The 23,205-nt window shown below is 43.8% G+C and carries 10 protein-coding genes; 4 read left to right on the forward strand and 6 right to left on the reverse strand.

Annotated features, from left to right (window positions below; all coding sequences use genetic code 11):
* Positions 1-17 precede the first annotated feature (17 nt).
* Positions 18-863: a TetR/AcrR family transcriptional regulator gene (locus tag C6348_RS16555; RefSeq protein WP_095286009.1), complete on the forward strand. Its 846-nt coding sequence runs from the start codon at positions 18-20 to the stop codon at positions 861-863.
* 181 nt (positions 864-1,044) lie between these two features.
* Here the strand turns inward: C6348_RS16555 and gatB are convergent, their stop codons facing one another.
* The 3 genes from gatB to gatC are packed head-to-tail and all read right to left on the reverse strand — an operon-like array spanning position 1,045 to position 4,251.
* Positions 1,045-2,475, reverse strand: a complete 1,431-nt coding sequence (gene gatB / locus C6348_RS16560) for an Asp-tRNA(Asn)/Glu-tRNA(Gln) amidotransferase subunit GatB (protein WP_034664646.1) — start codon at positions 2,473-2,475, stop codon at positions 1,045-1,047.
* A 13-nt stretch (positions 2,476-2,488) separates the two neighbouring features.
* A complete protein-coding gene (gatA, locus tag C6348_RS16565) occupies positions 2,489-3,946 on the reverse strand; it encodes an Asp-tRNA(Asn)/Glu-tRNA(Gln) amidotransferase subunit GatA (protein ID WP_034664650.1) in 1,458 nt (485 codons plus the stop codon).
* A gap of 14 nt (positions 3,947-3,960) precedes the next feature.
* The gene (gatC, locus tag C6348_RS16570) at positions 3,961-4,251 is read right to left on the reverse strand and encodes an Asp-tRNA(Asn)/Glu-tRNA(Gln) amidotransferase subunit GatC (protein ID WP_003213898.1); all 291 of its coding nucleotides are present in this window, start codon (positions 4,249-4,251) and stop codon (positions 3,961-3,963) included.
* Between the two features lie 413 nt (positions 4,252-4,664).
* Here gatC and putP point away from each other — a divergent pair, with 413 nt between their 5' ends.
* The 3 genes from putP (at position 4,665) to C6348_RS16585 (ending at position 8,526) form a co-directional block, all read left to right on the forward strand.
* Positions 4,665-6,146 carry a sodium/proline symporter PutP gene (gene putP, locus C6348_RS16575; RefSeq protein ID WP_012009183.1) on the forward strand — a complete coding sequence of 494 codons (1,482 nt, stop codon included), beginning with the start codon at positions 4,665-4,667 and terminating at the stop codon, positions 6,144-6,146.
* 168 nt (positions 6,147-6,314) lie between these two features.
* A complete protein-coding gene (locus C6348_RS16580) occupies positions 6,315-7,007 on the forward strand; it encodes an MgtC/SapB family protein (protein ID WP_034664661.1) in 693 nt (230 codons plus the stop codon).
* A gap of 112 nt (positions 7,008-7,119) precedes the next feature.
* Complete coding sequence (locus tag C6348_RS16585) at positions 7,120-8,526, forward strand: alkaline phosphatase (RefSeq protein WP_106043768.1); 1,407 nt, start codon at positions 7,120-7,122, stop codon at positions 8,524-8,526.
* Positions 8,527-8,567: 41 nt separating this feature from the next.
* On the opposite strand, the gene C6348_RS16590 is transcribed toward C6348_RS16585, so the two are convergent.
* From C6348_RS16590 to C6348_RS16600, 3 genes are read right to left on the reverse strand one after another with little or no spacing between them, the layout of a single operon-like run.
* Positions 8,568-9,575: a phosphotransferase enzyme family protein gene (locus C6348_RS16590; protein WP_060595710.1), complete on the reverse strand. Its 1,008-nt coding sequence runs from the start codon at positions 9,573-9,575 to the stop codon at positions 8,568-8,570.
* A complete protein-coding gene (locus C6348_RS16595; RefSeq protein WP_106043769.1) occupies positions 9,568-15,978 on the reverse strand; it encodes a type I polyketide synthase in 6,411 nt (2,136 codons plus the stop codon). Before C6348_RS16595 ends, C6348_RS16590 begins: the two co-directional genes overlap by 8 nt.
* Positions 15,971-23,197: a type I polyketide synthase gene (locus C6348_RS16600; protein WP_189293949.1), complete on the reverse strand. Its 7,227-nt coding sequence runs from the start codon at positions 23,195-23,197 to the stop codon at positions 15,971-15,973. Before C6348_RS16600 ends, C6348_RS16595 begins: the two co-directional genes overlap by 8 nt.
* Positions 23,198-23,205: the final 8 nt, after the last annotated feature.

Consider the following 23,205-nt stretch of genomic DNA (forward strand, 5'->3'; position numbering starts at 1 on the left):
TGAAGGGGCCTTATTTCATGAACGAAAAAAAAGAAAAAATCATTAAAGCAAGCATCCAGTTGTTTGCGAAAAAGGGTTTTTCTTCTACGACCATTCAGGAAATTGCAGATGAGTGCGGAATATCAAAAGGCGCATTTTATTTACATTTCAAATCAAAAGAACAGCTTTTCAATCGAGCCTTTGAATATTATATCGACACGTCTATGCAAAGTATTGAAACGATTCGAAAAGAGAATCAGCATCTCGCGCCGAGAAAGATCTTCCAGAAACAAATCGCTGAACAGTTTCAGCATTTTGCTGAGAACAAGGATTTTATCATTTTGATCCTCAGCGAGAACATTATTCCAGAAAACCAGCAAATTAAAAAGTATTCAAAAACAGTGAAAAAGCAAATGAATGATGAAATTCAAATTTCCATCTTGACCACTTATGGACAGGAGATCGAACCATATATAACTGACCTGTCAGTCATGATTCAAGGAATCATTCAATCGTATGTGCAGGTCCTGCTTTTACAAGATCAGATGCAATTATCATTTGATGAGCTTTCTTCCTTTATACTCGAACGATTCGATGATTTGGTCCAAGGCTTGCTTCGTTCTCAGACAAAACCGATCCTGAAGCAGACCATTTGGGACGATGAAGCGCCGAGTGCTGCTTCCCTTCAAGAGGAGCTTCGTTTGTTAAAGCTTGAGCATCTGCTTTCTGATGATACCCTTGTATCCATTGAAGTCATTGAAGAAGAACTGGTGAAAGCTGAGCCTCGTAAGCCAGTCATTCAAGGGATGCTGACGAATTTAGAAAAGTGTGAGGACCCTGCTGTCTTAAAAGTAGTGGAACAATTGAAGCTGTTTCTTCAATAATATTACGTGCTGTTTTTCCGGTTCGTTCACCTTTATCCCCCTTCGAATGTGCACTTTCGCTTATACTTCATTATAAGAAAAGAATCTCCGAATTGATATACGGCGGTGGTCTGAATCTATGATAAGACCCTGTCCTTTCAAGCAAAAAAACCGCCTCTTCTCATGAGGCGGTTTTTGCTATTTAGCGTTTTTTGATTTCTTCTAGGAGAATCTTGTTGACCATCGGCGGGTTTGCTTGTCCCTTCGATGCTTTCATGATTTGTCCGACTAAGAAACCAATCGCGCGGTCTTTTCCATTTTTAAAGTCTTCGATGGATTGCGGGTTGTTATCAAGTGCTTCTGTGACAAGTTTGAGCAGTGCACCTTCGTCAGAAATTTGGACAAGTCCTTTTTCTTTGACGATTGTTTCTGCGTCTCCTCCATTTTCAATGAGCTCTTTGAATACCTTTTTGGCAATCTTAGAGGAAATCGTTCCTTTTTCAATGAGTTGGATCATTCCAGCCAGCCCTTGCGGCGTTAGCTTTGTATCTTCCAGCTCTTTTTGAGCAGAGTTTAAGTAGGCAGATACTTCACCCATCAGCCAGTTTGAAGCTTGCTTCGCTTCTGCACCTTCTGAAATGGTTGCTTCAAAGAAATCAGACATTTCTTTTGTCAGCGTCAGCACCATAGCATCATATGCAGGAAGTCCAAGCTCATCGATGTAGCGTTTGCGGCGCTCGTCTGGAAGCTCTGGAATGGATGCTCTTACGCGTTCTTTCCACTCGTCATCAATGTACAGCTCCACCAAATCTGGTTCTGGGAAGTAGCGGTAATCATCTGAGCCCTCTTTGACACGCATCAGGATCGTCTTTTTAGACGCTTCGTCATAGCGGCGCGTTTCCTGTTCGATCAAGCCGCCAGAAAGCAATACTTGCTCTTGGCGTTTCTCTTCGAATTCAAGGCCCTTTTGTACGAAAGCGAATGAGTTCAAGTTCTTAAGCTCTGTCTTTGTACCAAACTCTTCACGGCCGATCGGACGAAGTGAAATATTGGCATCACAGCGAAGTGAGCCTTCTTCCATCTTACAGTCAGATACGCCTGTATATTGAATAATGGATTTTAGTTTTTCTAAGTAAGCATACGCTTCTTCTGGAGTGCGAATGTCTGGCTCAGATACGATTTCAACAAGCGGTGTGCCTTGACGGTTGAAATCGACTAGTGAATATCCGTCGCCTGTGTGCGTCAGTTTACCTGCATCCTCTTCTAAATGGAGACGCGTAATACCGATTCGTTTTGTTTTGCCTTCTACTTCAATTTCAATCCAGCCGTTTTCACCGATCGGTTTATCAAATTGAGAGATTTGATACGCCTTTGGGTTATCAGGATAGAAGTAGTTTTTACGGTCAAATTTTGTATCTGTTGCGATCTCACAGTTCAGCGCCATGGCCGCTTTCATCGCAAAGTTTACCGCTTCTTTGTTCAATACAGGCAGTACGCCAGGATATCCAAGGTCAATGACACTTGTTTGCGTGTTGGCAGCTGCACCAAAAGGTGTCGGCGAGCTGGAGAAAATTTTCGATTGTGTTTTTAGCTCAACGTGGACTTCAAGTCCAATTACCGTTTCAAAGTTCATTCTGATTCACCCCTTACAGTTCAGGTTTTGCTTTATGATGATCTGTTGCTTGCTCGAAAGCGTGAGCCACGCGGTAAACCGTTCCTTCATCAAAGTGCTTGCCAATGATTTGCAGTCCTAACGGAAGACCATTTGCAAATCCACAAGGCACACTGATTCCTGGAACGCCTGCAAGGTTCACAGGGATCGTTAAAATATCGTTCGCGTACATAGTCAGTGGATCGCTTGTCTTTTCTCCAATGTTAAATGCAGGAGTTGGCGTTGTTGGCCCTACAATGACATCATACTTTTCAAAAACATCTTCGAAGTCTTTTTTGATCAATGTACGGACTTTTTGCGCCTTCTTATAGTATGCATCATAATATCCTGAGCTAAGAGCGAATGTTCCAAGCATGATGCGGCGTTTCACTTCGTTACCAAAGCCTTCAGAACGTGTATTTTTATATAAATCAATCAGGTTGTCTGCATTATCTGTACGGTAGCCATAGCGGATGCCGTCAAAGCGCGCAAGGTTCGCGGATGCTTCTGAAGAAGACAGTAAGTAGTAAGTCGCAAGCGCATATTTAGAATGCGGCAGAGACACTTCTTCCCATGTTGCACCAAGTCCTTCTAATACTTTTAACGCTTTAAGAACAGACTCTTTTGCTTCCTCGCCAACACCTTCTCCAAGGTATTCTTTTGGCACTGCAATTTTCATGCCTTTGATGTCTCCAGTTAATGAAGAAAGAAAATCTGGGACGTCGACATTTGCACTCGTTGCGTCCATTTGATCGACACCAGCAATCGCTTGAAGTACGTATGCGTTGTCCTCTACGTTACGCGTAATCGGCCCAATTTGATCTAATGAAGAAGCAAATGCGATTAAACCGTATCTAGATACACGGCCATATGTCGGCTTCAGTCCCACAACTCCGCAGAATGATGCCGGCTGGCGAATCGAACCGCCTGTATCTGATCCAAGTGAGAATGGTACTTCACCTGCTGCAACAGAAGCTGCTGAGCCACCACTTGATCCACCTGGAACAGTGTTTAAATTCCACGGGTTTTTCGTTGCTTTGTAGCCTGAGTTCTCTGTAGAAGATCCCATCGCAAATTCGTCCATATTTAATTTACCGATTGTGACTGCTTCCGCATCTCTCAGACGATTGACAACCGTTGCATCATAAATAGGATCAAAGTTTTGCAGGATTTTACTAGATGCTGTTGTACGTAAATCCTTTGTGACGATGTTATCTTTCACACCGATTGGCATACCGAACAATAGACCAAGCTCGTCCTTTTCACCAACTGCCTCGTCCAATTCCTTTGCATACGCACGAGCTTTCTCTTCGTCCAGTGCAAGGAATGCTTGTACTTTCCCGTCTACTTCATTGATTCGTTTATAAGACTCGTCCACTAAATCAGAAACAGACAGTTCCTTTTTATGTAAAAGCTCTTTTAATTCAGAAATTTTGTGATCAAACAGTGACATGTCTCAGGCCTCCTTTAGTCCAAAATTGATGGCACACGAATATAGCCGTCTTTATGATCAGGCGCGTTTTTGATGACTGCCTCAATGGAAAGACCTTTATTCGGAACATCTTCTCTCATGACGTTTTTCATTTTTAATACGTGTGTTGTTGGTTCAACGTTTTCCGTATCTACCTCGTTTAACTGCTCTGCAAATGAAATGATGCTATCAAGCTGTTCAGTAAACATTTCAGCTTCTTCTTCTGTGATTGCAAGCCGTGCCAAATGCGCCACGTGCTTTACTTCTTCTATTGAAATTCTAGACATGCAGGTTCACCTCCAAAAATGATACGTGTTCATGGTCATGATCATAAGTCATATACACTTTATCATATCAAATTTTACTGTTCTAAAGCAACTTTGCGAAGGCTTGAGAAGGTAGCCATTCACCCAATCACCCTTTAAAACCAGAAAGTATGAAAATGATTTGTATCAGGAATTGATTATTTCTCAGAAAATTTTTTCTTTTAAATATTATTGGTAACGCTTACATATGGATTCTCATCAATAATTCACGCATTTTTTTATGTGAGAAGGAGGTTTAAGAAGGTTGATCAGTCGGGAATACTCTGATAGGTTAAGTAACCATAGCAGTGAGCAGACAGCTATATCAGATGTTCTGTGTTTTATATTTTGAATGAGGTGATGTCAAATTAATACGAAAAAGGTGATATGGAAACATGAGTATTGAGATTGGAATTTCTCTATCTATTTATTTTATTGGAATGCTGGCCATTGGCTGGTATGCATTTAGAAAAACAAATGACTTGAATGATTATATGTTAGGCGGACGCGGGCTAGGTCCTTACGTGACTGCTCTATCTGCTGGTGCTTCAGATATGAGCGGCTGGATGCTTATGGGACTTCCAGGCGCGATGTATACAACAGGACTTTCGTCAGGATGGCTTGCTGTTGGTTTGATTAGTGGGGCTTACTTGAATTATCTATTCTTAGCTCCTCGCTTACGATCGTATACAGAGGTTGCTGATGACGCGATCACCATTCCAGACTTTTTTGACAAACGATTTAAAGATTCTTCTACTTTATTAAAAGCTGTCTCAGCTGTCATTATTATGATTTTCTTTACACTGTACACCTCATCAGGTATGGTATCTGGCGGACGTTTATTCGAATCTGCGTTTGGTGCGAATTATATGTTTGGTTTAATTTTAACCTCTAGTATCGTGATCCTATACACTTTATTCGGCGGCTTTTTGGCAGTTAGTTTAACTGATTTTGTTCAAGGGGCCATTATGTTTTTAGCATTAGTGCTCGTGCCGATCGTTGCCTTTACTCAATTAGGTGGTCCAATTGCCACGTATCAAGATATACAACAAATTGATCCAAAATTGCTTGATATATTCAGAGGAACGAGCGTCATTGGCATTATTTCCTTCTTAGCATGGGGGCTTGGTTACTTTGGACAGCCGCACATCATTGTTCGATTTATGGCCATTACGACCGTAAAAGATTTAAAGCCAGCACGTCGTATCGGTATGAGCTGGATGATTGTGTCTGTCATTGGTTCACTGTCTGTTGGATTAGTCGGTGTAGCTTATGTACATGAGACTAGTACCACTTTAGCAGACCCAGAAACCATCTTTATTGTGTTTTCTAAAGTGTTATTCCATCCGTATATTACTGGATTTTTACTCTCTGCCATTTTAGCTGCGATTATGAGTTCGATTTCTTCACAGCTGCTCGTGACTGCAAGTGCGATGACAGAGGATTTATACCGGACCTTCTTTAGAAGGAAAGCGTCAGACAAAGAACTGGTGATGATTGGACGTATGTCTGTACTAGTCGTTGCCATTATCGCGCTTTGTCTTTCACTTAATCCAAGTGATACCATTCTTGACCTTGTTGGTTATGCTTGGGCAGGCTTTGGATCTTCATTTGGTCCAGTTATCCTTCTATGCCTATATTGGAAGCGAATGAATCATCACGGTGCACTAGCAGGAATGGTTGTGGGAGCAGTTGTTGTCTTAACGTGGATCTCAACCGGCTTGAATAATACAACTGGCTTGTACGAAATGGTTCCCGGATTTATTTTGAGTGGTTTGACTGCCATCATTGTCAGCCTCTTGACCAATAAACCATCTAAAGCTTCTAAGAAGCTTTTTACCAAAATGGAAAATCATCTTGAAGAAGAAACAAAATAAAGAACATGAAGGGTCATCTGCCTTATGCGGATGACTCTCTTTTTTAAATAAAATAAAAAGCTTTTCTTTCTTCTGATTCTGAATAAAATAAGAGTTGTGCAGCCATATGGGCTGTGAGAAGATCATATACATGATGTGAAACGTACATGAAGTGAAGGAGCGATACGCATGTTTTGGACAATTGAATGGGATACGGTCTTAAAATTAGCCGTGGCCACCTTAATCGGTTTGATTATCGGGCTTGAACGAGAGCTGAAGAAAAAGCCCCTCGGCTTAAAAACGTGTATTGTCATTGCTGTCAGCTCCTGCGTATTAACCATCATCAGCATTGATGCAGCCTACAATTTCCCTCGAGTCTCTAAGCTTCAAATGGACCCACTCAGGTTACCGGCGCAAATTATATCTGGTGTTGGTTTTATTGGAGCAGGTGTGATTCTGCGAAAAAGCAATGATGTCATCTCAGGTCTCACGACTTCTGCGATGATCTGGGGAGCAGCAGGACTTGGGGTTGCAACAGGTGCAGGATTTTATAAAGAAGCCTTCCTCAGTCTTTTCTTTATTCTGATCAGTGTCGAATTTCTACCATGGCTCTTCCAGCGGATCGGGCCGATTCGCTTACAGGAAAAAGAAATCCGCATCAGAATGTCTCTTTCTGATCGAAACCGCATGACGGATATTTTAAAAGAAATGAAAGCCCTCAATATTCGCATTCATTCTGTTCGAATTGATGATTTAACAGAAAAGAACTACCCGATTATGGAAGTACGCGTACGCGTGCATAAAGATCGCTATACAACCGATGTGTACTTTGATATTAAAGATCTAGAAGGCGTCGTTGGCGTGAAGTGTGATACGGTATAAAAGGTGGTGAGATAAAAGTCTCATCGCCTTTTTTTATGGGAAAAGGGTTGAACCATCGCCTTCATTCAAATAAAATACAAATTATGAAATAAATGATAAAAGGAGATTTTTCATGGGCTCTATGGATCGTAAAAATCGTATTTTTCTTATGAGTGGGATTCTAGCGGTACTCGTATTAGCTGTTCTATTAACCTCACATGATGTCACTCCCGTATCAACAAATGCGGCAGACAAGAAACAAACGAAAACACCAAAAAATATTATTTTTATCGTTGGCGATGGAATGGGGATGCCCGTGATCAAAGCCTACCGCACATTCAAGCAGGAAAAGCTTGGTTCTACAAAAGCACAAACCGTCTGGGACCCGTATTTAGTCGGGATGCAGACCACACATCCAGATGATCCTCGAGATAATATTACCGACTCAGCAGCCGCAGCCACGGCCATGGCGACTGGGAAAAAGACATACAATGATGCCATCGCCGTCAACCAAGAAAAAGAACCTCTTAGAAGTGTCGTTGAAGCAGCAAAGGAAGCACAAATGAAAACAGCCTTTGTTGTCTCATCTGACATCACCGATGCAACACCTGCCGCTTTTGGCACACATAACGTCTCCCGAAAAAACAAAGAACAAATTGCAGACCACTTTTTTGATGAGAAAATAGGCGGAGAGCACAAAGTTGATATCCTTCTAGGTGGCGGAATGCAATATTTTGATCGAAAAGACCGTAATCTTGTGCAAGAATTTAAGAAGAGCGGGTATTCCATTCTACGATCAAAAGATGATTTAACCTCTCAATCATCTTCGAAAATGCTCGGCTTATTCCAGGAGGACGAGCTGGATCGAGCCATTGATCGCCCAAAGCATGTGCCTACTTTAAAAGACATGACGCAGGCAGCATTAACCCAATTAAATCAAGACAACCTGCATGGATTTTTCATGCTGCTTGAAGGCAGTACCATTGATTCTGCTGGACATGAAAATGATGTGGTCGGCGCAATGAGTGAGATGGAGGATTTTGAGAAAGCAGTTCATGCGGCTCTTCAATTCGCTAAAAAGGATCAAGAAACCCTCGTCGTCATCACAGCAGATCATGCGACTGGAGGATTTTCCTTTGGCGCAGATGGTATGACAAGTGAGACCGGCTATAAATGGGACCCAGCACCCATTCTAGCTGCTAAGAAAACGCCTGTGTATATGGCAAAGAAAATCGCAGGAGGTCAATCTGTACGTGATGTCCTTCACACCAATATTGATTTCGCGCTCACAAAAGAGGAAATCTCACAGGTAGAGAAAGCGGCACAATCAGGGAAGGCCAGTACGATCCAACTCAGCATTCAACATATCTTTGATCAGCGTTCTTTCTCAGGCTGGACAACCTTTGCCCATACAGGTGAGGATGTCCCTGTCTATGCATATGGACCTGGTAAAGCAGCATTTCAAGGCTGGATCGATAATACAAAGCAAGGAAAGAACCTGTTTCACATTATTGAATCAACGTCCACCTACCGCCCATAAAAAATAACCCCCGCCTCATCATATAGGCGGGGATTTTCATTTTAAGATTGACTTAGTTTTGTAAAGTCAAACGTCGTAATCGGTGCTGCTTGCTCAATGTCGGAGCGGAAGCCAGCGAGCATGGCCTTCTCTTCTTCTCCAATGGTGGCCAAATCAAATGCTTGATGCAGCAAGCCATAGATCAGCATGTGTCGTAAGCGAAGGAAGTCAGGAATGTAGGCAAGCCATTCATCCCCAAGTTCATTCTCTTCACGATAGCCTTTAAGGAATTGCTTCATAAAGTTTCCTGCAAAAGCAGCTTTGTCTTCGTATGGAATGACTGGGTACCACAAGACATTGTATAGCAAAATGCTGATGTCATTTATAAACCAGTTGTACCCGATATCATCGAAATCAAAGGTCGTAATTTTCCCTTGATCCCAGTGGAAGTTTCCGTGATGAAGATCCGCATGAACCAATCCGTACGTATCCTGATTTTTCGGAAGCTTTGCCAGCTTTTCCATCAACCGATCCGCTTGTTCAAACACAAGAGTCTGATCGGCTGGGACATACTTACGCAGTTTAAGCTGCTCCTCTTCATCCCACTCTTGTCTTTTATAACGTGGGTCTGACAGCTGATAGCTTTTTGTCAGTTTATGCATGCGCCCTGTGTACTGTCCAAGGGCATAAAATAATTCATCGTTCCAGTCTGCCTCTTCCACTTTATGGCCTGATGCTTTTTCATAGACTCGAAGCAAAAATGAACCGCCTTGCCCATCGTCTACTTGCTCGATATCACGGCCATTTAATGAAGCAATTGGTTTCGCAACCGAAAGTCCGCCCTTCGCTAAGTGATGGAGCCATTCCATTTCACCTAAAATATAATCAGGTGATCTGCGGATGGTATGGGTAATTTTTAAAATGAAAGACTCTCCGTCTTTTTTAAGTTCATACACATAGTTTTCTGCATCTGCGATAAAGTGGATGTCACTTCGCTGGACTCCGTATAAATGAGTGGCCTCATCTAAAATTTTTGATTCTTCATATATGGCTTTTACATCTTTATGCATGCTGATTCTCCCTCTTCATATATTTTGCTAATTCTCGAATGGTGTGTTTTTCAGCAAAATTCAAATCATCAACATACCAACCCTTCTTTTCAATCTCTACTTCCATTTTGACAGCAAGTAAAGAATTTCCTCCTAAATCGAAAAAGTCGTTGTCAATTCCTACTTTTTCCACATGAAGAATGTCACACCAAATATCAAAAAGCAATGCCTCGCGTTCATTGGTTGGCTGTGCGTAAAGTCCATGATCTTGTGTCAGTTCCGTCTTTAATAATGCACGAAGACCTTCTTGATCATGTACCTTAAGGGCTTTTACATAACCGCTGTGCAGCGTTTGATCTGGTTGAACCGTTTCCCATGTATAACCTTTAGAAGCTGAATGACTTGCTGCCTCCACCCTTTGATCCTCTATTTCTTCAGTCGAGTGCTGACGAGGTGACAGGTGGTCGACGATCTGAATGTGATTGCTCAGTGAATCAATTTCTTCCACTTGTATACGATATGTTTGCTGCTCCTCAACCTCCTGCATCTGGTGCTCTTTCATAAATGACTTGAACAGCTCATTACGTCCAGTCGATGCAAACGTAAATTCAATGGAAGAAAGCTGGTGCAGACGGCTGTATTCAGCAAGCCATGTCAGACATTTTTGCTCAATCCCTTTCCCTAGAGCACGGCAGCTTAGCATCCATGCATCAATTTTCAAGGTGTCGCCTGCATGATGAGCCAAGATAGCCCCTACAATCCCTTCATGACTGAAGCGATCCGCTGCCTCAATGACCCAGCCCTGGACATGCTCATTTTCCATCCGCTCTCTCAGCTGCTGTTCATCAAAGCGCTGCTCATTTAAGCGGAATTGGTTAATACGGCTGCTCATTTGCGCCACGCGGGCAAGGTGCTCTTCTCCCCACTCTGTTACACTCATGTTCAAATTCAAATCTTGTAAAAATTGCTCCATTGAAGGCGATTCTGCCTTCTTTTTTTGACGAGCTTTTTCAGCCTTGTAGCTCGTTGTTCGCCCTATATCTTCATCTGTGACATCATAGCGGTCAAATGCCCAAGCATGCTGGGCGAATAATGGAATCGCTTTTTCATTGGCAGGCAACAGCAGCGTCATTACTTCAGGCAGCTCTTCATTCATACGCAAGCACTGAGCTGGATCATCGTCTAAGAAAATAAACTGAGATAATGAAAGGTTCAGAGAATCTGCCATCTCTTTTAGATGTGCCGGTTTACTTTCCCAATTGATCCGCCAGTCGACGATATCGTCTTTTTGCAAGATCATATCTGGGTGGTTTTCAAACACGCGCCACACATCTTCTTCATTGTTCCTGCTGCTCAAGACAAGCAGGAGCCCTTCTTGCTGCTTTTGTTTTAAAAAGCGCTGAAGCATTTGATGTTCTGGCGTAATGTCGATGCCTTCCACACCGTCTTCTGAAACGACACCTCTCCAAAGCGTATGATCACAGTCAATGGCCGCTACCTTGAATGGTGCACCTTGCCATGCAATGATCTCTCGCGCGACTTTTGTACCGATGGCTCCACAAAAGACTTCAGTGAATGGGAGGTGTGCGGCTTGCTCTCCTTTTTCATCAAAGATGTCATCCATCTGATATTGCTGTGCAAGCTGACGACAGTCGATCAACTGAACACCGCCTATCTCAGATAACTGAGCAATCCACTCTTGTTCCACGTCTTGCAGGGTGTCTTTAAGAGCAGCACTTATCGGCAGAATCCCAACAAAATATAGGTTATGTTTCGTTTTTGATTTCAGAACGTTAGCAAGTTCTTCAGCATGCTCTGAAGCCAGTTTTTTCTTTTCTTCCAGTGAAAGATGAGCGGGACCAGTGATATCCTCTAAACGAATGAGCAGAAGATTCGCACCGTTTTTCTTCTGTGAGATAAGGCTGCGCTCATTTAGTAATTCCTGATAAACCTGCCCATATGGTGCAAATTGAACATCAAGCTGCACATCAAACTGCTTGGTCCAATACTGAATATAAGGTGCGACTGGATCTGCTGTAAATGTCGAGCTGACTGTCAGTACGAGCGGTGCTTTTTCCTCTGCGCGCTCCCTTTTCTCTTTTGCTGCTTGTTCTTCTTCCTGTGAAAGAACAGCGAAATCCTTGAGCAGTTGATCAGGTGTTTGAACAGCCTGTTCGACCAAGTGCTGGAAGTGGTTGACGAAAGCTTGCATCGTCTCATGTTTAAACAGAGCCAGATTGTATTGAAGCACGCACTTTAACTCGCCCGTTACCTCTCTGACAACATCCATTTTCATATCGAGTTTGGAAATTCCCTTTGCAAACTCATGTGTTTCAAATGTCAGTCCATCGGCTTCAATTTTAATATTCGGATCGTACTCATTATGATAAATGAGCATCGTATCAAAGAATGGATTGCGATGCGGTCTTGTTTTTGGATTCAGATGCTCAACCATTTGGTCAAATGGGTACTCTTGATGGTCATACGCATCAAGCAGCACTTGCTTTGTCTGCGCCAATTGCTCTGTAAAGGTTGCTTCTTGTACCATGTCTAGTTTAATTGGCAGGAAGTTCGTAAACATGCCAATTGTATGCTCGATATCTGCATGACGCCGTCCAGCCACAAGTGAACCGACAATCAATTCCTCCTGATCCGCATAACGTGAGAGCAGCAGCCCATAGAGCTGGAACAAGATGACGTTATTTGTCAGTTGATACCGTTCAGCGAGCTGTTCAATTTTCTCAACGATGTGCGGTTCAATATTAAATTTAATCGCTCTTCCTAAGAAGGATTGTTCCTTCCGTTCAAAATCATATGGCATTGTCAAAGTTGGCACATTTGAGCCAATTTGATTCTTCCAATAATCCTGCTGCTTTTGAAACATCTCGCTGCGGAAATATTTGTCTTGCCATTCTGCATAATCTTTATATTGAACGGTCAGTTCCGGCAAGGTTTCCCCTCGATAGAGCTCAGTAAATTCTTTAATAAAGATGTTCATGCTCGCTCCATCCGCCACAATATTATGCATATCGACTAATAAGAGATGATCATGTGCTGCGATTTTCACAAAACGCACACGGATCAATGGTGCAGCCTTTAAGTCAAATGGACGAATGAATTCATCGATTTGTGCTTCTAATCCTTCTTCATCAGCCTCTGTCATTTCAACAGCAAAGTGGAAATCATCATGGACCCGCTGAACCGGTTCTCCATCTTTTAATTCAAAGGTCGTTCGCAATGTTTCATGACGATCAATTAATTGCTTGAAGGTCTGCTCAAAGCGCTCGACGTCAATTTCACCTTTACATCTTAGTGCCATCGGCATGTTGTATGAGGTCACTTGACCAATACGCTGATGAATGAGGAATGTCCGTCTTTGAGCAGCAGATAATGGATACGTGTCTTTCTTTTCCACTGGTTCAATCTTGAAATATTGATGCTTCTCTGCCTTTTCTATGAATGCTTGGAGCTTTTCAATCGTCGGATTGTTGAACATGTCTGTGAGCGTAAGTTCTACACCAAACTCTTTGTGAATTTGAGAAATCAGACCGGTCGCATTTAACGAATGTCCGCCAAGCTCAAAGAAGTGGTCGTCTCTTTCCACCTTTTCAATTCCTAAAATGTCTTTCCACATCCGCTGTAACGTTGCCTCAATATCATTCGCTGCGGCGGAATGGACTTGATTGTTTTTTTCTATTCCCTGTGCCTTGTTTTCCTTCGGCACCACCATTTGCACACCTGAGGATGAAGATAATGCGGATGTATCTACCTTTTCAATCCAATATCTTTGTCGTTCAAATGGATAGGTCGGCAAGGATACTTTTTGATTTGATGTCTGATTTCGCCATTTTGTCCAGTCAACCGGCACCCCTTGAAGCCAGATGTCACCAAGCCTGCCCAGCAGGTAGCGGTCGTCTGCTGCCTCTTCTTTCGGGTGACGCATCAATGGAATCGGCTGCTGATGGTGTTCCTTTGAGGCTTGGCGAATAAAGGCACTTAACGTATTCCCCGGCCCGACTTCAACGAAAATAGGATCAAGCTCCGTTAATAATGTCTCCGCTCCATCACGGAAACGGACCGCTTGCCGCAAGTGATCAGCCCAATATGCCGGGTCTTGCACTGCTTCATGGTCAATCCACGTACCTGTGACGTTAGAAATATACGGGATAGACGGTGCATTCAATTGATACTCAGCTACCTTTTCTTTGAATGATGGCAGGATGTCATCCATCATTTTAGAATGGAAGGCATGAGAGGTGTGAAGCTTTCTGCACCCATGTCCAGCAGCCTCCAGCTTCTCAGCAAGTGCATCAATGGCTGCGGTCTCCCCTGACACTACACATAACTCAGGTCCATTTACTGCTGCAAGTGAAAGATCATCTGTTAAATATGGCAGCACGTTCTGTTCACTCAAAGGAACGCTCAGCATAGAGCCTTTTGAAAGCTTGCTAATGAGCTGTCCGCGATAAGACACAAGATCTACGGCATCTTCAACAGATAGTAAACCAGATACGGCAGCAGCTGTGTATTCTCCAATACTGTGGCCGATCAGTGCCTGCGGTTTGACGCCAAAATGAATCAGCAATTTAGCCAAAGCGTATTCCACACTAAACAGAAGCGGCTGCGTATATTCTGTTTGGTTGATCAGCTGAGGATCATCACTTGCTTCTGTTGAGAATAAAATGCTGAATGGGTCAACTGAGATATGCTGTTTGAATTGATTCAAGCATTGATCCAGCGCTTCCTTAAAGATTGGATATTTGTCATAAAGCTGACGCCCCATGTCTACATACTGAGATCCTTGACCTGGGAAAAGAAAGACGACTGGCCGGCTCGATGTTTGGGAGCTTGCCGTCTTGAACACCTCTTTTGACCTTTGATTCAGCGCCTGTAACATGTCAGCCGTGTTACTTCCAAGAATGACACGTTTATGCGGGAAATGATGGCGCCCTGTTTGCAGCGTATAGGCAACGTCACTTAGACGAACATGCTGCTGATGCTGAAGTAAATAGTCCGCAAGGCGATCGGTCATTTTCTCAAGAGCTGCTGGTGTTTTGGCAGATAATAAAAGAAGTTCACTATCCTCAGGGCTATCTGCGGCGACACGTGTAGCAGGTGCTTCTTCTAAAATGACATGAGCATTTGTTCCACCAATCCCAAATGAGCTTACACCTGCACGGCGAGGAGATTCATGCTTGCTCCATGGCGTCAAGTCTGTGTTTACAACGAAAGGCGAATTGGCAAATTCAATTTTTTCATTCGGCGTTTCAAAATGAATCGTCGGCGGAATCACTTGATGCTTTAAGCTTAAAACGGTTTTAATAAAGCCGGCAACACCTGACGCATCATTCAAATGACCAACATTTGATTTGACAGAACCAATGCGGCAAAAGCCTTTTTTATCTGTATCAAACGCTTGCTTGAGCGCTTCAATTTCGATCGGATCTCCGAGGGTTGTTCCGGTTCCATGTGCTTCAATGTACGAAATGGTTTCAGGTTCCACCTCAGCCATTCGAAGTGCTGTTTTAATCGCTGATACTTGACCTTTCGTACTCGGCGCTGTATATCCTACTTTTCTATTTCCGTCATTATTAATAGATGATCCTTTAATGACAGCATAAATGTGATCGCCGTCTTCAATGGCATCCTCTAAATTTTTTAAAATAACGGCTCCTGCACCATCACCAAAAACGGTTCCATCGGCCTTGTTATCAAAGACGCGGCAATGTCCGTCAGATGAATGGATCATACCTTCTTGATAAAGATAGCCCGATTTTTGCGGCAGGCGAATGGACACGCCGCCTGCAACAGCCATATGACAGTCGCCGCTTAATAAAGCCTGAACGGCTAAATGAATCGACACCATTGAGGTCGAGCAGGCGGTTTGCACCACCATACTCGGTCCCTTCAGATTTAATTTATATGAAATCATCGTCGCTAAATAATCACGCATATTCAGAACGGCAGCTTCCAGTGTTTTCGAATCCTCACCTTGAGCCGCCCCTTGAAGTGCTCTCATGACCCATTCTGTATTGATTCCTGCACCTGTATAAAGACCAATTTGCCCTTTATATTCAAACGGATCGTACCCAGCGTCTTCAAGCGCCGTCCACACACATTCATGAAACAGTCTGAACTGCGGATCCATCATGGCCGCTTCCTTTGGTGTATAGTCAAAGAAATCCGCATCAAATAAATCAACATCATCTAGCATCCCTTTTGCTTTAACAAAACGGGGGTTTTTCAATAAGGCTTCATCTGTACCTTCACGCCGTAATTCTTCCTCTGTAAAAAAAGAGATGGTTTCTTTTCCCTTTTTCAGATTCTCCCAGTACTCTTCTACATTTTTGGCCCCTGGAAAACGACCTGCAAGACCGATAACAGCAATTTCTGCGCCATGATAGTGATTCGTTGTATCATTCATTCTCGATTCCGCCTCTCAATCTTTTATTCCGTTGCTGTTTAAAACGAGCTCTTCGATCACCTGAAGTGACGACGGCTAGTTCTTCTTCCATCGCTTCTTCCTCCGAGTCCTCAGAAGGCTGGATATATTTCGCAAGCTCAGCAACAGATGGGTACGTAAACAAGGTCACAACCGCTTCATTTGTTTGAAGTGCTTGATTTAACCGATTGGTGACTTGAACAATATCCAGCGAGCTTGCGCCGAGATCAAAGAAATTGTCGTGAATGCCCACTTGTTCCATGCCCATAAAATCCTGCCAAACTTGACAGATCGCTTTTTCAGTTTCATTTCGAGGAGCCACATATGGATTGCCCAGCTCTGGTCTTTCGTGCTTAGACACCTCATATGAATCCTCATTCGCTGCTGCCTTCGGCTCTAGTGACAGCCATTGATCCATTCGTTCTTCAAGATTTCCTGTGGACACGAGCATGTGTCGATTCTGCCGGTTAGACAGAACATACTGGAACAGCTCAGCACCCTCTTCTGGTAATATCGCAAGCTCATTTATCGATTCACCAATTGTGGATTCTAGCTCACCCCAGAAATTCCACGCATCCCAGTTCACACACATCCACGGGGTTTGACTATGTTGATTAAGTCTAGCTGCAAATGCATCCATATATAAGTTAGCCGCTGAGTAAGCGGAGAATCCTAATCCCCCAAGCAATGCACTAATGGAAGAAAAGAGAAGACAAAAATCTGCTTGTTCTTGTTCCAGCAGCTGCTCTAGCACATCGAGCCCTTTCACCTTTGATTGGAATTGATCCTCTCCCTGCGCCAGTGTAGAAGGGATATCTTTGATTGCACGGAAGGATGTACTTCCTGGTAATCCTGCCGCATGGAATACACCATGAACGCCGCCATGCTTTTTGCGAATGGCATCAAATACACGTTTCATCTGATCCAGATCTCCTGCATTCGCCTGCACCGCTTCTACTGTTGCACCTAATCGTTCGAGCTCAAGCACCTTCTCAATTCTCGTACGCTGCGCTTCATCGGCATTTACTTGGTGAACGTATGACGCCCATTCATCTCTTGGCGGCAATGCCGTTCTTCCAGTTAAATAAAGATGTACATTTCCTTCCTTCGCCAGCATCTTTGATAGAACAAATCCGATGCCGCCTAAACCTCCTGTGATCAGATACACACCATTTGGCCTGATCATCTTCGGAAGTCCATCTTCTTTTTGCAGCGGCAAACGTTTGTAGCTCTGCACCCAGCGTTGACGATTGCGATACGCCACAAGCTGGTCCTTTCCAGGCTGCATGATTTCCTGCACAATAAGATCGACAAGTACTTGTTCCTTCCAAGACATGACTTCTGGCACATCTTCCACATCGATATTCCAGCATTTGATATGATGGTATTCCTGTGAAATCACTTTACACGGTCCAAGCATTGCACTTTTCTCTGCACATATCGTCTCATTGCCTGTGACTGGCTGAATTCCGCTAGTGATCGTAAACAGACGGCATTCTCGAATATTTTTTTGGGCAGCAATCGCTTGAGATAAGAAAATTAAGCTGTAATAGCCTTTTTCAATGTGCGCCTGAAAAGCGGCTTGACGATTCGAGTTGTCATCTTCTTTCGCAGCTTCCCATAAATGCAGAATCCGATGGATATTGACACCTCTATTAGACAATGAATCTAGCATGTTACGGTAGTGCTGGCCTTCTGCCGGATTGATCGTAAACGACTGATCTTGCTCTTGATAAGCTTCACCCTTTGTGACAGAAATGACCTTGATACCTTGTTGCTTAAATGAATGGGTAAACAGTTCATGAAAAGCATCCTGTTCCCTGAAAATGAGCCACGTTTGTTCTTCTGTTTCTTTTTCGAAAACAGGTTTTAGCGGCTGCTGCTCCCATGAAGGCAGGTAGAACCATTCTTCCATCTCTTTCTTCTTCGTTTCCTCAGGAGCGGATAGCTGCGGAGAAGCCGGCTTTCCTGCTTCAATCCAATATCGTTTCCGCTCGAATGGATAGGTCGGCAGCGATACGAGCTGACGTTCCTCTTGAGTTGGATGTTGCTGCGCTTTGACCTCGTAGCCGCCTGCCCATAGCTCTCCTATTCTTTTTAAGAAATATGCATGGTCATCCGCTTGTTCTCTTGCATGCCTCACCATATTCAGAACATCATGATGAGACTCTTTGTTTTCATGACGTTTCGCTAATGCCGTCAAGCTGTTTCCAGGTCCAACTTCAATGAGCGCTCGTACTTCATCGGTTAACAGCTGAGATAGACCTTCATGAAAACGAACGGTTCCACGCAGGTGGTTCGTCCAATAAGATGCTGTCATCACCTCTTCACTTGTCGCCCAAGTGCCTGTCACATTCGATATAAACGGAATCGTCGGCTCATGCAATTCTACTTTCTCTACGAATTGTTGAAACGCCTCAAGCATCGGCTCCATCATATAGGAATGAAAGGCATGAGAAGTATGGAGCTGTCTTGTGACAATTCCTTTGTCTTGCAGTTTCTTTTCAAATGCAGTGATATGCTCTTCTCTTCCAGAAACGACACAAAGGTCTTTTGCATTGACAGCAGCAACAGAAAGCGATTCATCAATCATCGAAGTCAGCTCTGCCTCGGGTAATTGCACACTAAGCATGGCGCCTTTTTCCATGTCTTGCATCAATCTTCCTCTTGCCATCACGAGTGTTAATGCAGACTCCAGAGAAAAGACCCCTGACAAGCAAGCGGCAACGTATTCGCCGATACTGTGTCCAATCATTGATTCTGGCTCAACACCGCTATGCTGAAGCAATTTGGCTAATGCATACTCAAATATAAAGAGAAGCGGCTGAGCATTTGACGTTTTTGTGATGTCTTCGTTCGTTTCATTCTTGGAAAAAACAATGCCCTTTAAATCAACTTGCTCCGTTTCCATTACATATTTAAAGCATCTATCTACTTCCCATTTGAACACTGGCTCTGCATCGTATAATCCGCGCATCATACCAGCATACTGAGCGCCTTGACCTGAAAACATAAAGGTCGCTTTACGCCATTTTTTGCTTCGGAACACACTCGTTTCAAGCTGGTTCTGCTGCATCCATTCATCAGCAGACGCGAGCACGATGGCTTTTCGGTATGGAAATTGCTTTCTGCCATACCGCAATGTATAAGCAATATCTTCAAGCGGAACTTGAGGGTGCTGGATCACATACTGCTTTAATTGCTCTGTCATTTTCGCTAAAGCAGTATCCGTTTTTGCTGATAAGACGAGCAGCTGCTTTTGGTTAGAAGCTGGTTTTTGCTTCGCCTGTATGCCCTCTTCTATGATCATATGGGCATTCGTTCCACCGATACCGAAAGAGCTAACCCCCGCTCTTCTCGGGCCATCTGCTTCCTTCCAATACAACGCCTTTTGATTCACATAAAACGGTGTATCTTTGAAAGGAATCTCCTGATTGGGTGATTCATAATGAATGGTTGGCGGGATCGTTTTATGCTGGAGGGCCAAAATGGCTTTAAACAGACCTGCAATCCCTGCCGCACTATTTAAGTGGCCGACATTACTTTTCACAGAACCGATCGGAATCGTCAGCGGATCTGTCCCTTTGAACACTTGACTAAGGGCAGATACCTCAATTGGATCTCCCATTTTCGTCCCCGTACCATGTGCTTCTACATAACCAATGGATGCGGGATCGATACCTGATTTTTCATACGTTTCTTTTAAAACCTCTGCCTGTCCTTCCACACTCGGAGCGGTAAAACCAGCTTTTCGGCTGCCATCATTGTTCACACCAACCCCTTTGATGACCGCATGAATCGGGTTGCCGTCTCTCATCGCATCTTCATAACGTTTTAGCAGAACAATCCCCGCTCCATCTCCGAAAATGGTTCCGCTCGCCTCTTGGTCAAACGGACGGCAATGTCCATCTTTTGATTGAATCATCCCATCTTGATAGATGTAGCCGATATTTTCTGGAGAACTGACCGTCACACCGCCAGCCAGTGCTGCATCACATTCTTGATTCAATAATGCTTGACAGGCCATGCCAATGTTGACAAGTGAGGTCGAACAAGCTGTCTGCATGGTCACGCTAGGCCCGTGTAAATTCAATTTATAAGAAAGCTGCGTACTAAAAAATTCACGATCATTTAACAGCATTGCGCTGAATTGCTCAGTTGCTTCCATTTGATGTGCAAATCGCGTCAGCCACTCATGATTTGGACTCGTTCCTGTATAAACACCAATTTTCCCTGCCATTCGATCAGGGTCACAGCCAGCATCCTCCAGCGCTTCCCAAGCACATTCATGCAAGAGCCTGAACTGCGGATCCATGAGCTCTGCCTCTCTAGCAGAATAGTTGAAGAAGTCTGCATCAAAGCCTTCGATCTCTTGTAAACGGCCTTTTGCTCCAATGAAATTCGGATGCTGATAAACAGACGCATCCAGCCCTGCTTTCTTGAGTTCTTCTTCTGTGAAAAAGTGAATCATTTCCTCGCCATTCACAAGACGCTGCCAAAAGTCTTCTAGCGACGAAGCCCCTGGGAACCTTCCTGCCATTCCGACAATCGCAATATCCGTATGCTCCTGGGACGTGTTCTTTACTGGGAGAGAAGCAGATGTTTGATCACGTTCCACCTGTTCTTCAAACAAATATTCAGCAAGGCTTGCCACTGTAGCAAACCGATACAATTGAACAGTGTCAATTTGTTGATCCATTCGCTCAGATATTTTCGCTGCAAGCTGAGATATATCAAGTGATGTCGCACCAAATTCAAAAAATGGCGATTCATCATCCATTTGATCAAACCCAAAATGAGTTTGAACAATGTCGTGAATATCTTTTTGTAAAGAAGCGAGCGAAGTAAAAACACGCTTTACATCCTGCGGCTTTTGTGGCTCAATGGCTGCCATCGTATTTGTTTGTGCAGAAAAATCGGTTTTATGAAATGGATACCCAGGTAGCGGAATGCGCTGCCTGTTCTTCTCCTCTGTTAAAGGAAAGGATAAGCCGACCCCCATTTCCCAAAGAACACCGGCGATTTGAAGAATGTCTCCATCAAGTGATTCGGTTGATTTTTCTGCTCCCTTTTCAACCACAATGCTTTGTTTTATTGAAAGATCAATGATCAAGGCTGTTGATTCTTGCTCAATCAAAGGCGGTTTTACAGGCTGATTCATATCAAGAAAACGCTTTGCAGACGATGGGTGGTAAGTGGTTAGTTCCTCCCCGGTCTGCTGCAAGTAAACAGGCTGTTGGAGTGTCCTCTGAGGCAGGGAAGCCAGCCTATGATTAACCGTCTCGGTGTCATGAAGGTCGTACACAATTGATGCTGCGTCTCTTAGCTCAAGCCCGCCTGCTGCATATAAAGCTGTCCAGACTCCGCTGCCTTCTCCAATCCAACCATCTGGTTCAATTCCGAGTGACCTTAGCTCGTTGGCAAAAGCCGATGTCATGATCAGCATAGCCACTTCTGATTGTCTGCTTTGTTTGGAATGGAACAGCTCGTCTTTTTTGATAGGTACCGCAGATTGGACGAGGCTAATTAATCGATCCACTTCTGTTTTGAAAGAATGATCTTTCTCATACAGCTTGATGTAATCACGTAAACCTGACTCATGATACCCCGTCAGCCTCATGCTGATCCGTTTATAAAGAAGACTTTCTCTCCCTGCTGTATCTTGCACTTGCAGTTGCTCTAATAATTCATCCCGCGACGAACAGACAAACGTTTTTCGATATTTGAAGGCTTTTCTTCCACTTTGTAAGGTGTAAGCTGCTTGGCCAAGTGAGAGTTCATGATGTGAGGAGACATATTCCTTCAAGTTTTTTGTCATGTTCTTCATATCATGCGTTGATCTAGCTGAAAGCACAATTAATTCTTTGGACGAGGCCGTGCCGTTTGTTTTTCTTGGCTTCGCCTCTTCTAAGATGACATGAGCATTTGCTCCCCCTATACCAAAGGCACTGACTCCAGCTCTCCTTGGCAAATGAGACGACTTCCACTCCTCTTTGTCTGTCCCAACATAAAATGGCGTTTGATCAAACGGAATACGGTGATTCGGCTTGTCAAAGTGCGGCATCGGGGCAAATTGACGATGATGCAGCATCATGACTGTTTTGATAAAACCAGCCACGCCGCTTGCGGCATCTAAATGCCCAATATTGGCTTTGACTGATCCAATCCGGCAATACCCTTGTTGATCTGTTTGAAAAGCACGAGTAAGCGCCTCAATCTCAATCGGATCTCCAACAGGCGTACCCGTTCCATGTGCTTCGATATAAGAAATCGTCTCTGGTTCTGTCTCAGCCATTTCTAACGCAGATTCAATGACACTTGCCTGTCCACTCACACTTGGGGCTGTATAGCCGACTTTATTGCTTCCATCATTGTTCGTTGCAGATCCTTTTACGATGGCATAAATAAAATCTCCGTCTTCTATCGCATCTTTCAATCGTTTTAGCGCAACCACGCCTGCACCCTCACCAAAAATGGTTCCTTTTGCTTTTTCATCAAACGGACGGCAATGGCCATCAGGAGAATAAATCATTCCTTCTTGGTATTGATAGCCTGTGATTTGCGGCTGATGGAGTGTGACACCTCCTGCTAACGCAAGGTCGCATTCACCTCCGATTAATCCTTGACAGGCCATATGAATAGCAACAAGCGACGTGGAGCAAGCCGTTTGTACCGATACGCTTGGACCTTTTAGATTTAATTTATAAGCAATCCGAGAAGCAAAGGACGGGTCATTGAGATGCATGATTTGAAATACATCTTCGTTCTTTTCAAGTGACGACATATGCTGCCCCATCCACGATAGATTGCTAGATGCCCCGGCATAAAGACCAATTAAACCTTCGTATTGCTCAGGCTCATAGCCTGCGTCCTCTAGCGCATGCCATGTGCATTCATGCATCAATCGAATTTGCGGGTCCATAATGGATGCCTCTCGCGGAGAGTAGCCAAAAAAGTCTGCATCAAATGATGATGCATTTTGTAAAAATGGTTTTGCCTTCACATAATCAGAACGCTTTAGCAGCGTCTCATCTACACCCGCTGCCTTTAATTCTTCATCAGTGAAAAACGTAACGGATTCTTTCCCTTGCGATACATTTTCCCAAAACGTTTGCACATTCGGTGCTCCGGGAAACGTACCTGCTAATCCTACAACTGCAATTTCAAGTCCAGATTCGGTCCATTGCTCTTGATCAGACATACGCTGCA

It is taken from the genome of Bacillus sp. YBWC18, from assembly GCF_002998775.1.
Classification (GTDB): domain Bacteria; phylum Bacillota; class Bacilli; order Bacillales; family Bacillaceae; genus Bacillus.

Excerpts from the sequence above, each read along its gene's own strand:
- C6348_RS16555 (WP_095286009.1), top strand. The coding sequence starts at position 18 with ATGAACGAAAAAAAAGAAAAAATCATTAAAGCAAGCATCCAGTTGTTT.
- gatB (WP_034664646.1), bottom strand. The coding sequence starts at position 2,475 with ATGAACTTTGAAACGGTAATTGGACTTGAAGTCCACGTTGAGCTAAAA.
- gatA (WP_034664650.1), bottom strand. The coding sequence starts at position 3,946 with ATGTCACTGTTTGATCACAAAATTTCTGAATTAAAAGAGCTTTTACAT.
- gatC (WP_003213898.1), bottom strand. The coding sequence starts at position 4,251 with ATGTCTAGAATTTCAATAGAAGAAGTAAAGCACGTGGCGCATTTGGCA.
- putP (WP_012009183.1), top strand. The coding sequence starts at position 4,665 with ATGAGTATTGAGATTGGAATTTCTCTATCTATTTATTTTATTGGAATG.
- C6348_RS16580 (WP_034664661.1), top strand. The coding sequence starts at position 6,315 with ATGTTTTGGACAATTGAATGGGATACGGTCTTAAAATTAGCCGTGGCC.
- C6348_RS16585 (WP_106043768.1), top strand. The coding sequence starts at position 7,120 with ATGGGCTCTATGGATCGTAAAAATCGTATTTTTCTTATGAGTGGGATT.
- C6348_RS16590 (WP_060595710.1), bottom strand. The coding sequence starts at position 9,575 with ATGCATAAAGATGTAAAAGCCATATATGAAGAATCAAAAATTTTAGAT.
- C6348_RS16595 (WP_106043769.1), bottom strand. The coding sequence starts at position 15,978 with ATGAATGATACAACGAATCACTATCATGGCGCAGAAATTGCTGTTATC.
- C6348_RS16600 (WP_189293949.1), bottom strand. The coding sequence starts at position 23,197 with ATGTCTGATCAAGAGCAATGGACCGAATCTGGACTTGAAATTGCAGTT.